The following is a 13,892-nucleotide window of genomic DNA, read 5'->3' on the forward strand; positions in this document are numbered from 1 at the left end:
TTATCTGTATAAAAAGCTTATCCATTCAAAGCAGATGCACCACCGATTATATCTAATAGTTCGTTGGTAACAGCTTGCTGACGTGTCTTATTATACACAATTGTCAAATCACCAATCAATTCGTCGGCATTATCCGTTGCTGTCTGCATAGCCATCATTCTAGCTGCATGTTCTGATGCTGCCGAATCGAGCAATGCTGCAAACATTCGCGAATAAAGTACTACCGGAACCAGTGTCGAGATGATAACATCTTTCGATGGCTCGAGTATGTAGTCTGTATTTGCATTTGACGATTTTGCGCTATCGTCCTCAGTTGCTCCCAGAGCAAAAGGCAAATACACCGTATTAGTCAGAACCTGAGTTCCTGTACTCTTGAAGTGGTAATAAATTGCGCGTATCTCATCAACCTCTTTATTTACAAATCTAGCGTTCAATTCTTTGGCCAATTCTTGTACAGCTTCATAAGTCGGAATATCTGCCATCGAAGTGTAATCTCCTTCTGGTTTGACACCCAACTTTTTGACTGCATCCGTAATTTTTTTACCTACGGGATATACAAGAATATTTTCTTTTCCAAGAGTAGAAGCGTTAGCTTTATAAACTTGTGCGAATTCTTTAATGATATTCGAATTAAATGCTCCACACAAACTTGAGTTTGACGAAAATACAACTATAGCTATGCGTTTTACTTCGCGTTGCTCGGTAAAAGGCAAGTCCAGAGTCGTGTCTGATGACAAAAGACGAGTCAGTATGGCATCCAGCTTTTGCTGATAAGGCAAGAAGTTGGTGATTGCCGTCTGAGCCTTACGCAATTTGGCCGAAGCAATCATCTTCATCGCAGATGTAATCTTCCGTGTACTTTTCACGGAGCCTATTCTGCCTTTAATTTCTTTCAAAGATGCCATAATTCAATTATTTTTTAAATTGAGCTGCAGTATTTGCTGCTACTTCTTTTAATATACTTTCTATCTTATCATCCAACTTACCAGCTTTCAACTGATCTAGTACATCAGCCTGGTTATTCATTTCCAGATGACGAAGGAAATCAGCTTCAAACTGTTTTACTTTATCAATCGGAACATTTCTCAACAAACCATGTGTACCGCAATACAATATTGCAATTTGTTTTTCAACAGACATTGGCGAATATTGAGGTTGGATAAGTAATTGAGTATTTTTCTGACCTTTGTCAATTGTCATAGCTGTTACGGCATCCAGATCTCCTCCGAATTTCGTAAACGCTTCCAACTCACGATACTGAGCTTGGTCGATTTTCAGTGTTCCTGCTACTTTTTTCATAGCTTTCACCTGAGCCGAACCTCCCACACGAGATACCGAAATACCTACGTCGATAGCCGGACGTACACCCGAGTTGAACAAGTCAACATCAAGGAAAATCTGTCCATCGGTAATCGAAATCACGTTAGTAGGAATATACGCCGAAACGTCACCCGCTTGTGTTTCGATGATTGGAAGAGCTGTCAACGAACCTCCTGCCTTTACGCGTCCTTTCAAACTTTCAGGAAGGTCGTTCATTTTTTCTGCAACTTCTTGCTGACCGATAATCTTAGCAGCACGTTCCAGTAGACGAGAGTGCAAATAGAAAATATCTCCCGGATATGCTTCACGTCCTGGTGGACGACGAAGAATCAAAGACACCTCACGATATGCAACAGCTTGTTTAGACAAATCATCGTAAACAACCAATGCATGACGACCTGTATCGCGGAAATACTCACCGATTGCAGCTCCTGCAAAAGCAGAGAAATACTGTACAGCAGCAGGTTCAGCAGCTGTAGCTGCTACTACTATTGTATAATCCAGTGCTCCTTTTTCTTTCAGAGTTTGTACGATGTTAGCTACAGTAGATGCTTTCTGACCGATAGCTACATAGATACAATACACCGGTTCACCGGCTTCGAAATTAGCTCGTTGATTGATAATCGTATCGATCGCAACAGCTGTTTTACCAGTCTGACGGTCACCGATGATCAACTCACGTTGTCCTTTACCAATCGGAATCATCGAGTCGATAGCTTTCAATCCCGTTTGTAATGGCTGAGTTACCGGCTGACGATATACAACTCCCGGAGCTTTACGTTCTAATGGCATTTCAAGCATTTCGCCCAAAATAGCTCCTTTGCCGTCAATTGGATCCCCAAAAGGAGTAATCACACGTCCCAACATACCTTCTCCGACTTTGATCGAAGCGATACGTCCAGTACGTTTTACTGTAAAGCCCTCCTTTATCTGATCCGACGGGCCTAATAATACTGCACCCACGTTGTCTTCTTCGAGGTTCATCACAACGGCACGAAGGCCATTGTCGAACTCTAGAAGTTCGTTTGCTTCAGCATTTTTTAGTCCGTATACGCGAATTACACCATCTCCGACATAAAGAACTGTACCAACCTCGTCAAATTGGACTTGGTTGTCGATCTTTGCCAACTGCATCTTCAGTATTTCGGAGACTTCGCTTGCTTTTATATTTTCAGACATAAAAATTCATTTAATTTAAAATCCACTAGCTCTCAGATCAAGAAAATTTCTTGCTTCGGCTTTATCATACATTATTTGCTTGTCAACTGTTGACGTATTCGGTTCAATTGTGTCAAGACGCTGGCATCGTAACGATAAGTATCGAAAAACAGCATAAATCCGCCTTCGATATCGGGATTAACTTCTTGTTCGAAGTCCAATTCGCCGGGTTTTATACGTTGTACTAATGCTTTCATCTTGGCAACCACTTCTTTGTCAACCGGTGTTGCTGTCACTAGTTTACCCGTACTGATGTTTTTATCTTCGCAATACATATCGCCATAGCTCAAAGCCATCGATTGCAGATATGTCTGACGACGATTATTTATTACCAGTTCGATAAAACGAACCGACACATTACTGGGATTCGATCCTAATGCAGCTATCAGCAAATCTTGCTTATCTTGCATTGTCAGCGTAGGATTATCCATTGCTGTACGCAAAGCCGGAATATTGGCAAAGGCTTTTGCCAATTCCTTCATTTCCGAATAAACTTTATCTTCGTTTTTTTCTGCTACTGCATACTCCAATAGAGCTTTAGCGTAACGCTTCGAAATCATTCCTACATTCATAACATTTAAGATTTAGAAACCAAAGCCTCATCAACCAGGCGATCAATCATTGACATTTGTTCTTTAGGATCTTTCAAAGAATTGCGTAATACTTTCTGAGCAACGTTTACCGAAAGGTCTGCCACCTGAGCGCGAATTTCGCCGATAGCTTGTACTTTTTCTGCTTCTATTTGCTGACGTATTGCGTTCAATTCTTTTTGTCCTGCAAGACGAGCCTGCTCGCGCGCTTCGGCAATGATGCGGTCGCGCGTTTCGGCAGCCTCTTTCAAGATTTTCACCTGTTCGGCTTTAGCTGAATTTAAAAGTTCTTCGCTCTTCTGCTGTATTGTAGCCAATTGTTCATTGGCTTTTTGGGCTGCATCCAACGAATTCTGAATGTATTCTTTACGATCGCTAACAGTCTTGGTGATCACGGGGAACCCAAATTTAGCCAGGATAAAGAACACTATTCCGAATGAGATGATCATCCAAAACAGAAGTCCAAAATCAGGTGTTAATAAAGACATATTTTTCTTTTTAGGTTTTTATTTTCTCTCGAACGGGTAGCTTATAGGATAAATCCACAAACAACCACAGCAAACAGAGCCACACCCTCGATAAGAGCCGCAGCAATAATCATAGTTGTACGGACATCGCCCGCAGCTTCTGGTTGACGTGCAATACCATCCATTGCCGAACCACCGATTTTTCCGATACCTAAACCTGCACCGATAACCGCTAAACCTGCACCAAGTGCTGCTCCTAATTTTGCTAAGCCTACGCCAGCTACTGCTTCTAATAACATAGTTCTAAAATTTTAAGTTATTTAATTAATTGATTTATTTTTTGTTTTAATGTTTTGCATTGTGAGGCTCTACACGTGCCAGACCGATAAATACGGCTGATAGCATTGTAAAGACATAAGCTTGGATATATGCAACCAAGATTTCGACCAAGTCGATAAAGATGGTCAGTAATACTGATACGAGCGTCATCGATGAGTTAATTACTACTCCCAGATTAGCTGTAACGAATACCAGACAAACCAATCCTAAAACGATAGAGTGACCAGCAAGAATATTCGCAAACAAACGAATAATCAATGCGAATGGTTTTGTGAAGACTCCAACGATTTCGATTACCGGCATCAACGGGAATGCTTTCAAGAAAATAGGCACATCAGGCCAGAATATTTCTTTCCAGTATTCTTTTGTTCCGAATATATTCACAATAAAGAATGTAGTCAGACCCAATACCAATGTCACGGCAATATTACCGGTTACGTTAGCTCCTCCGGGGAAGATAGGGATCAGACCCATAATATTATTGATAAATATAAAGAAGAATGCTGTCAGCAGGTAAGGCGAGAACTTACGATAGTCTTTCCCTACACATGGCTTGATAATGTCGTCTTCGACACTCATGATAAACATTTCCATTGCACCCACAAAGCCTTTCGGAGCATGATATACTCCGTCTTTGCGCTGTTTTTTATACCAGTTGGCTACAGTCATAATGATGAATATGAGCAATGCCGAACAGATAAATAATGATGCTACGTTTTTTGTTATCGAGATATCGATCGGACGAATTTCTTCGCCTGCCGCATTCAATTCTACGATCTTACCTCTATTATCACCCTCTTGAGCAATATAGAAGCCCTCGTATGCCTCGTGTCCGTGATGGAATCGCGATGACGAAAAGAAATGGAAACCCGAGTTTTCGCTATAAAGAATGATCGGCAACGGAATGGTGATGTGATTTTCTCCAATCGTTGTAATGTGCCATCCATAGCCATCGCCCAAGTGATCCAAAATCAGTGTCTTGATATCCAGCGGAGCTTCCTTTGCGGCTGCATCTTCAGCGTGCGCCTCTTGGGCACGTAGCTGAGAGCCTCCGAGGAAGGCAAACAAGGTGACGAATAACAATATGTTTCTCAAATAGTTTTTCATTCTATTTATCTTTTTTTATTTCTTTCAAATGTTTCTCGATCTTGAAAAACATACGACTTTCGATGATTAGAACTAGCAAATAAAGCGATACAAAACTCAAAGCAAAGGGTTTAATTCCTTCTTTGACTACCAATGCATATATTGTTATAAAAAATAGCGATAATATGATTTTCACTACTTTGGTCAACATATACACATTCACCATTGCTTTTTGATCTACTTTCCGGCTTTTATCCTCTACATAAGCTACTGACAATGTTGATAGTATTGAGAAATACATCAATACGCCAATATACCAGTTGAGATTAAATCCTTCGAGAAAATTATTAAATATAACTCCCAATATTGTTCCTCCTACGAGTGCCAGACAAAGGGTAGTTAATATTATCTTATTTCTAAACATCTACAACAAGCAGTTTATATGACACAAATTGTCACAACATTGTTATTTACTTCAACAACGCCACCTTTCACTTCCAACGATTCTTCTTTGCCTTCGGTTTCATACACGATGGCACCTTCCTGCAAAGGCGAGATCAATGGAGCGTGGCTCGGCTTAACGCCGAACTTTCCAGCAATACCAGGTATCACAATCGAAGTTACTTCTCCGTTGAAGAGTTTCTTTTCGGCTGATATGATATTTAATTGTATTTTCGATCTGTTCATATAATACTTTTTATAACAATGTTTTCATTCAGGCTCAATGTGTGCCAAAATGAGGCGATCATTAAGCTGTTACCTGCTCTTTGATACGTTTTCCTTTCTCGATAGCTTGTTCTATTGTACCAACATTCAAGAACGCTTGTTCTGGAAGATCATCAACTTCACCGGCCAAAATCATCTTAAACCCTTTGATTGTATCTTGAATATCCACAATCACACCCGGTACACCTGTAAATTGCTCGGCAACGTTGAACGGCTGAGACAAGAAACGTTGTACACGACGAGCACGGTTCACTACCAGACGGTCTTCGTCTGAAAGTTCTTCCATACCCAAGATCGAGATAATATCTTGAAGTTCTTTATAACGTTGTAGGATTTGTTTCACTTGTTGAGCTACTTCGTAGTGTTCGTCACCAACAACCGTAGCATCCAAGCTTCGCGAACTAGACTCCAATGGGTCTACCGCAGGATAGATACCTAGCTCGGTAATCTTACGGCTAAGTACCGTAGTTGCATCCAAGTGGGTAAATGTAGTTGCCGGAGCTGGGTCGGTCAAGTCATCGGCAGGAACGTATACGGCCTGAACCGAAGTAATTGATCCGTTTTTAGTTGAAGTAATACGCTCTTGCATAGCACCCATTTCGGTTGCCAATGTAGGCTGATAACCTACGGCAGATGGCATACGACCTAATAGAGCCGACACCTCTGATCCTGCTTGCGTAAAACGGAATATATTGTCGATAAACAATAGAATATCTTTTGGTCCTTCAGCTTTCGAGTCACGGAACGATTCGGCAACAGTCAAACCAGAAAGAGCAACCGAAGAACGTGCTCCCGGCGGTTCGTTCATCTGACCGAACACCAATGAAATCTGAGATTTCTCAAGTTCTTTAGGATCTACTTTCGATAAGTCCCAGTTTCCTTCGTCCATACTTTTTTTGAATTCTTCACCATAGCGGATAACTTCCGACTCGATCATTTCGCGAAGAAGGTCATTACCCTCACGAGTACGCTCTCCTACTCCGGCAAAGACTGAGTAACCATTGTGTTTTTTAGCAATATTGTTGATAAGTTCCATAATAAGTACGGTCTTACCTACTCCTGCTCCTCCGAAGAGACCAACTTTACCTCCTTTGGCATATGGTGCTAGCAAATCCACAACCTTGATTCCTGTGAAAAGAACTTCACGCGAAGCTTCAAGTTCTTCAAATTTTGGTGGTTCGCGGTGAATAGGTGATCCTCCTGCATTGTCAAGAGCAACCATACCATCAATTGCTTCCCCTACTACATTCATCAAGCGACCTTTCACCTGCGATCCTGTAGGCATTTTAATAGGAGAACCGAGTGCTTTCACCTCTAACCCTCTTGATAATCCATCAGTACTATCCATAGCAACTGTACGAACTGTGTCTTCGCCAATGTGTTGCTTTACCTCAAGAATCAAAACACGACCGTCAGGTCTTGCAATCTCCAACGCATCGTTGATTTCCGGTAAATCGATAGAAGGATTCTTCGTATCGAAGTGTACGTCAATCACCGGACCGATAACTTGGGAGATGTGTCCAATTTTTTGTGACATAAGCTAAAATTCTTTTATAATTATTTTGTTTTATGATATATTCAAAATTTCAATACTTCTACATTAGTTAAACAATCAACTTATATACATTTTACATAATAGGAACTCAACGCAATTACTAACGTAATTAACTGCCAATTATACGTATAATAAGTTTTGCGTATAAGTTCAATATGTAGTTTTTCTTTAAGGCCGACTGTTTTTCCAATAGTAGATCGCTACATCCCGCTTCCGGGTTGTAGCAGCAAATATAAAGATATTTCATCTTTTAATACCCTATTTTAAAAAGAAAAAAGTAAGCACACTTACATTTTTAAGATTTTATTAACGTTCTAACTGCAACTAAATAGTTAAAATGTGTAAGTTAAATGAGATAACTTGACACCGTTATAATAGTTAGCTCAAAAAACAAGCATTTAGCAAATAAGTGGAAGATGTAACACAAGGCAAATCGATCAACCCAAACAATTACAAATAAACAATTTAGATACAAAAATAAAAGCTAAAATGAAATTTCGTCTCATAAAAATAGATTTCAAGATAAAAGAAAAGCAGTACCATTCTACGCATGCTAAAGAACATAAACAAATAGGCAAAATACGCTTACATTTACACCGTACAATATGATAGATCGCATCTATTTCATTTTAAAATGCATAATTCACAGACACTCACGAAATAGAATAAAATTGTTTAATATTACGATGCAATTTTTAGAATCCGGCAGAATGTTGTATTTTTATGCTCAGAAAAAAGCAGTACATATTTTATTAAGTAATATAACTTTTTAATCATATAAAATGGGAAGAGTATTAATTATCGGAGCTGGTGGTGTAGGTACAGTTGTTGCCCACAAAGTAGCTCAAAACTCGGATGTTTTTACCGATATTATGCTGGCTAGCCGCACCAAATCGAAATGCGATGCAATTGCTGCAGCCATCGGAGGTAATAAAATAAAAACAGCGCAAGTTGATGCTGACAATGTTGAAGATTTGAAAAACCTGTTCAACTCGTTCAAACCCGAGTTGGTAATCAATGTGGCTCTACCATATCAGGATCTGACAATCATGGATGCTTGTCTTGCTTGTGGTGTCAATTATCTTGATACAGCCAATTACGAGCCGAAAGACGAAGCTAAATACGAATACAAATGGCAATGGGCATATCAAGACCGTTTCAAAGAAGCTGGTCTTACTGCAATCTTAGGTTGCGGATTCGACCCGGGTGCAACTAGTGTGTTTACGGCTTATGCTGCAAAACACCATTTCGATGAAATGCATTACCTGGATATCGTAGACTGTAATGCCGGAGATCATGGTAAAGCTTTTGCTACGAACTTCAATCCGGAAATCAATATCCGTGAGGTTACTCAAAAAGGTAAATATTGGGAAAATGGCGAGTGGGTAGAAACTGAACCGCACGAAATCCACAAACCGCTGATCTATCCTGAAATTGGACCAAAAGAATCATACTTGATTTATCACGAAGAATTGGAATCGTTGGTTAAAAATTTCCCAACATTGAAACGCGCTCGTTTCTGGATGACATTCGGTCAGGAGTATTTGACTCATCTTCGTGTAATTCAAAACATAGGTATGGCACGTATCGACCCTGTTATTTATAACGGAGTTGAGATCATTCCGATACAATTCCTTAAAGCAGTGCTTCCTGATCCGGGAGAACTTGGAGAGAACTATACTGGTGAAACTTCAATTGGTTGCCGTATCAGAGGTATCAAGGACGGAAAAGAACGCACATACTATATATACAACAATTGCTCGCACGAAGCTGCTTACAAAGAAACCGGAGCTCAGGGTGTAAGTTATACTACCGGTGTACCGGCAACTATCGGAGCAATGATGTTTATGAAAGGCCTATGGCGTAAACCGGGTGTGTTCAATGTTGAAGAATTTGATCCGGATCCATTCTTGGAACAAATGAATAAACAAGGACTACCTTGGCATGAAAGATTTGATATAGATCTTGAACTATAATAACAGACAAAATAGATCAACTAGGAATAGCACTGCTGGCAAAGCGGTGCTATTTTTATTATTTCGATATTTATTTTGCCATTCCATCCAATATTTAATAACTATATTTGTTATTAATAGAAATGGATAATTAGAACTTTGAGATATTTACGCTACATATTTTTACTTTGTATCTTTTATTCGGCGAATAATATAGCTTTTGCATCAACAGAAAGAAGCTATAGTATTGTTCGCCCCGATTCGCTACGCCCTCATCTAGGCAATATTGAAGCGCGAGACACTGCACGCATCTATGAATTGCCCGACGAGTACAAAGCTGTGAAAAGAGCAACAAGCCAGCGTAGATGGACACAAAAGGCATTCGATATCATAATCCGCGAACCAAATCCACCAAAAGACGCGAAACATTCTATCAGTGAAGATTACACCGAATATGAAGGGAAAATAATACGTAACATCACATATACAAGACTTAAACCATTTGGAACAAATGTTATAAATCCCGACTCGGTAAATACTAAATACAAAAAGTTTAATAATCTTCATGCATCTACTAAGTCTTCGGTAATACGCCGCATGCTCCAGTTCAAACGTGGCGATCATCTGAAAGCCATCATGTTATCTGAATCTGAAACAATTCTTCGTGATGCCGATTACATAAATGATGCACGTATCAATGTTATATCATTAGGTCACACTAACGACTCGGTAGATATTCAGGTCATTACCCGAGATAAGTGGACAATGGGAGTAGAACTCCACCGACTGACATCGAAAAGAACAGACATTGAACTCTTTGATAAAAATCTTTTTGGTTATGGTAATCGGGGAAGTGCAAGTTTAATATACAGCTCTCGCTATTCGGGAAAACTCAGATTCGGAGGTGATTACTTATTCCGAAATATCGGAAAAACATCTATCGATATAGGAGCCAAATATATCGACAAGGTCGACTCTCGTGAAATGTCTTATATAGCTGAACGCAGACTTCGTCCGAATATGAACTATTTCGGGAAAATCGAGTACAATCAGGCAAATTATCGGACCGAATACCTTGTTTGGGATTCTATCAGTCCCGATTATACTCAGAATTTCAAAGTAGCTCTAGGACGAGCATTTACGCTACCATCACAAAATACGATCAAACGTTTTGTTATATCTGCAATGTTCGAACAAAAGCAACCTGAATATCGTAAATTAGAACATGCGCAACATATAGAAGACCGACTGCTTCCATACCGAGGAATTCAAAATAAAATCTGGCTAGGACAATTGACGCTTTACGAAAATTCGTATATGCGGGATTATATGATTCATAATTTTGGAGTAACCGAAGACGTTGCACAAGGATACAACATATCTCTGCAAGGAGGTTATAGTAAATACTCGACACCGGGAATCCCCGATGCAACATATGCATCTTTACGCCTTTCGTACGGAACACACCGTATGATACAAGGCTATTTATTCTCGGAGTTTACTTTATCTTCTTTTTTCAGCAAAAAGAAAACATACGAAAGCCTCATCGACTACAAGCTGAAATATTATTCACGGTTGGTCAAACTTCCATTCGGACGATTTAGACAGTTGATTACATTCCGCTACACAAAGATGCTTTCGCCCGAACGTTATTTCTACAATCGGATACACCTTGGCGATTACCTCTTCTGCCGTACACGCGACAGAGACAAGACCCGTGGAGGTGTTGAACAAATATGGCTCAGACTAGAGAATAATCTATTCTCAAATTATTCAGTTGCAGGATTCAGATTTATGTTATATAATTTCATGGACTTTGGTTACCACACACCAAAGAATGATTTATTCAACTCGCGAAATATGTTTCTCGGAGCAGGTATTGGCATCCGAATACGAAATGATCTTTTGGTATTCAGAAGTATAGACATCAAATTTGGATATTATCCGAAAGTAGGGCCTTATGACCAAAATAAAGCTTTCGACATAAGCACATCAACGCCAAACGTTTCGCCACGTTTTACGCCTGAATATCCTGAGGTTATTCTTATGAAGTAAAAAATGTTTTAATTAATAAAGAAACCATGAGAAATATAATAAAAGGGTATTTAATAGCGCTAACAATCGTATTCTTCTATCTTCTGTTAAGATGTAATTCTTTATTTTTAGATTTTAAATATTATAGAGATCCCTCATTTAGTATGATGAATCATGAAGAAATACCATGTGATAAGATTTTAGTAAATCACGTATCTAATGAGATAGATATATTATTGATACTCTCTCTATTTACGTTAATTGGAATTGTAGTAAATACATGTTTACTTTTTAAGGTTCGAAAAGATAAACCTACAAATCCCTAACCATAGTATATTAAGATTACAAGAATTTATCAGTTTTTAGTAAACTAAACTACATATCTATAAGCCTGTAATTAAATGGGAGGTCAGTGGCAATGCTTAGTCAAAGTTACCTATTAGCAATCAAAACACAAAAGCTTTATCTATATTGTTTTATACATAAGGATTTTGTAGTACAATCGGTAACAATATAGAATATGATGAAAAGTTGTACACAAGTGTCACTTTTTGAAGCTGAACTTTCTCAGTGCGACAAAATTTAACAAAGCTGCTGCTAAACAATGCAGTTCAGACAAAATATTTATACATTTGCATAGTAAATTAAAAAGTAAACTATGTTAACGCTCAAGACAATCAGTGAAAACCCTGAAGAGGTTATCAAAAAGCTAAAAAAGAAGCATTTCGATGCAAAAGAAATGATCGCGCGAGTATTGGAACTCGATGCAATTCGCAAGCAAACTCAAACATCGCTGGATAGCAATCTGGCGGAACAAAATAAATTGGCAAAAGCTATCGGCGGCCTTATGAAAGAAGGCAACAAAGCCGAAGCCGAAGCTACGAAAGAAAAAGTAGCATCCATCAAAGAAGAATCGAAAGCGATGGAAGAAACGCTACGTGATGCTGAAAGCCAAATACAAGACATATTAGTACAGATACCTAATATTCCGGCTGATATCGTTCCTGAAGGAAAGGCTGCTGAAGACAACATCGTTGTGAAAGAAGGCGGCGTATTCCCGGACTTAGGAGATGAAGCATTACCACATTGGGATTTGGCTAAAAAATACGATCTGATTGACTTCGAACTAGGCGTTAAAATTACCGGAGCAGGTTTTCCTGTATACAAAGGTAAAGGAGCCCGTCTGCAACGCGCATTGATCAACTTTTTCTTAGATCGTGCACGCGATGCAGGATATCTTGAAGTTCAACCTCCGTATGTAGTAAATGCAGCATCGGGATACGGAACAGGACAGCTTCCTGACAAAGAAGGACAAATGTATCATGCTACGGCTGATGATCTGTATCTGATACCTACGGCTGAAGTTCCGGTTACCAATATCTATCGTGATGTGATATTGGAAGAAAAAGACCTTCCGATCAAAAATACTGCTTACTCGGCTTGTTTCCGTCGCGAAGCAGGTTCGTATGGCAAAGACGTTCGCGGATTGAACCGTCTACACCAATTCGATAAAGTAGAAATCGTTCGTATCGATACACCTGAGCATTCATACGAATCGCTCGAAGAAATGGTGAACTATGTACAATCGTTGGTTGAAGAACTAGAATTGCCTTGGCATATCCTACGTTTATGCGGTGGAGACATGAGCTTTACTTCGGCACTTACATATGACTTCGAAGTGTATTCGGCTGCACAGAAACGTTGGTTGGAAGTTAGTTCGGTATCGAACTTCGAAAGCTATCAGGCAAATCGTTTGAAATGCCGTTACCGCGGTACTGATAAGAAAACTCAATTGGTACATACATTAAACGGAAGTGCTTTGGCATTGCCGCGTATAGTTGCCGCACTGCTGGAAAACAATCAAACACCTGAAGGAATACGCATTCCGAAAGCGTTAGTACCTTATACAGGTTTTGACATAATTAACTAAACAGCAAACTTTTGGGAAAGAAATTGCTGTTAACATAAAATGATAATTCATATATTTGTAGTCAGAACAACATAAAAAACAAGCTAAAGATGAATAAGAAAACAATTGCATTAGGACTGATCGTAGGTAGCGTACTACTATTCGGATCATGTAAGCCTAAACAAAGCGCATACAAATCGGTATACGAAGCAGCTAAGGAAAAAGAAACTACTGCTCCCGAAACAACTGTATCGAGCCAAGACCCGACTCCGGTTTCTACAAGACCATATTCATACGAAAGCTCTAACGAGTCGGTTCGTAAAGAAAAAATCACTCCGGTTTATGAAAGTGATGCAAACGGCTTGAAAGCTTATAGCGTAGTTATTGCAGCTATGGGAATGAAACCAAACGCAGAAGCTTTGAAAGAACGTATCGAAAATGATGGTTACTCAGTTATTCTTGCTCGCAACGAAGCTGGCATGTTCCGCGTTATCATTGCAAGTGCAGATTCGAAAGACGAAGCTGCTCATCTGAAAAACCAGATCCTTTCAGAATACCTAGCTAAAGGAACAGCTGAATCTCTTCGCGCTAAATATGGTATTCCATTCAATGACTGGTGGATACTTCAACGTACATACTAATCTCGGACGAGATATAAAATAGAAAAGGAGAGCTAAAACTCTCCTTTTTAAT

Annotated in this window: 13 protein-coding genes; 4 read left to right on the forward strand and 9 right to left on the reverse strand. The window is 39.4% G+C overall.

The window, feature by feature from the left end:
- Positions 1-17 precede the first annotated feature (17 nt).
- From C1A06_RS03760 to atpD, 9 genes are all read right to left on the reverse strand, one after another.
- Positions 18-905 (reverse strand): F0F1 ATP synthase subunit gamma, encoded by an 888-nt coding sequence (locus C1A06_RS03760; RefSeq protein WP_101688904.1) that lies wholly within the window; start codon positions 903-905, stop codon positions 18-20.
- Between the two features lie 7 nt (positions 906-912).
- Entirely contained in the window at positions 913-2,499 is a 1,587-nt protein-coding gene (gene atpA / locus C1A06_RS03765; RefSeq protein WP_101688905.1) for a F0F1 ATP synthase subunit alpha, read from the reverse strand.
- Between the two features lie 71 nt (positions 2,500-2,570).
- Positions 2,571-3,110, reverse strand: coding sequence for a F0F1 ATP synthase subunit delta (locus C1A06_RS03770; protein WP_101688906.1), 540 nt, complete (start codon positions 3,108-3,110; stop codon positions 2,571-2,573).
- Positions 3,111-3,115: 5 nt separating this feature from the next.
- Entirely contained in the window at positions 3,116-3,616 is a 501-nt protein-coding gene (gene atpF / locus C1A06_RS03775; RefSeq protein ID WP_101688907.1) for a F0F1 ATP synthase subunit B, read from the reverse strand.
- Between the two features lie 41 nt (positions 3,617-3,657).
- Entirely contained in the window at positions 3,658-3,894 is a 237-nt protein-coding gene (atpE, locus tag C1A06_RS03780; protein ID WP_101688908.1) for an ATP synthase F0 subunit C, read from the reverse strand.
- A 46-nt stretch (positions 3,895-3,940) separates the two neighbouring features.
- Positions 3,941-5,041 (reverse strand): F0F1 ATP synthase subunit A, encoded by a 1,101-nt coding sequence (gene atpB, locus C1A06_RS03785; protein ID WP_101688909.1) that lies wholly within the window; start codon positions 5,039-5,041, stop codon positions 3,941-3,943.
- A 1-nt stretch (position 5,042) separates the two neighbouring features.
- Positions 5,043-5,444, reverse strand: a complete 402-nt coding sequence (locus C1A06_RS03790; protein WP_101688910.1) for a hypothetical protein — start codon at positions 5,442-5,444, stop codon at positions 5,043-5,045.
- Positions 5,445-5,458: 14 nt separating this feature from the next.
- A complete protein-coding gene (atpC, locus tag C1A06_RS03795; RefSeq protein WP_101688911.1) occupies positions 5,459-5,707 on the reverse strand; it encodes an ATP synthase F1 subunit epsilon in 249 nt (82 codons plus the stop codon).
- A 61-nt stretch (positions 5,708-5,768) separates the two neighbouring features.
- Entirely contained in the window at positions 5,769-7,283 is a 1,515-nt protein-coding gene (atpD, locus tag C1A06_RS03800) for a F0F1 ATP synthase subunit beta (protein WP_101688912.1), read from the reverse strand.
- An 800-nt stretch (positions 7,284-8,083) separates the two neighbouring features.
- Between atpD and C1A06_RS03805 the strand changes: the two genes are divergently transcribed.
- The 4 genes from C1A06_RS03805 (at position 8,084) to C1A06_RS03820 (ending at position 13,840) form a co-directional block, all read left to right on the forward strand.
- Entirely contained in the window at positions 8,084-9,277 is a 1,194-nt protein-coding gene (locus tag C1A06_RS03805) for a saccharopine dehydrogenase family protein (protein ID WP_101688913.1), read from the forward strand.
- Between the two features lie 138 nt (positions 9,278-9,415).
- Positions 9,416-11,311 carry a hypothetical protein gene (locus tag C1A06_RS03810; RefSeq protein ID WP_101688914.1) on the forward strand — a complete coding sequence of 632 codons (1,896 nt, stop codon included), beginning with the start codon at positions 9,416-9,418 and terminating at the stop codon, positions 11,309-11,311.
- A 637-nt stretch (positions 11,312-11,948) separates the two neighbouring features.
- A complete protein-coding gene (gene serS / locus C1A06_RS03815; protein ID WP_101688915.1) occupies positions 11,949-13,220 on the forward strand; it encodes a serine--tRNA ligase in 1,272 nt (423 codons plus the stop codon).
- A gap of 89 nt (positions 13,221-13,309) precedes the next feature.
- Positions 13,310-13,840: an SPOR domain-containing protein gene (locus tag C1A06_RS03820; protein ID WP_101688916.1), complete on the forward strand. Its 531-nt coding sequence runs from the start codon at positions 13,310-13,312 to the stop codon at positions 13,838-13,840.
- The last annotated feature ends 52 nt before the right edge of the window (positions 13,841-13,892 follow it).

The organism is Dysgonomonas massiliensis (assembly GCF_900240225.1).
Lineage (GTDB): Bacteria > Bacteroidota > Bacteroidia > Bacteroidales > Dysgonomonadaceae > Dysgonomonas > Dysgonomonas massiliensis.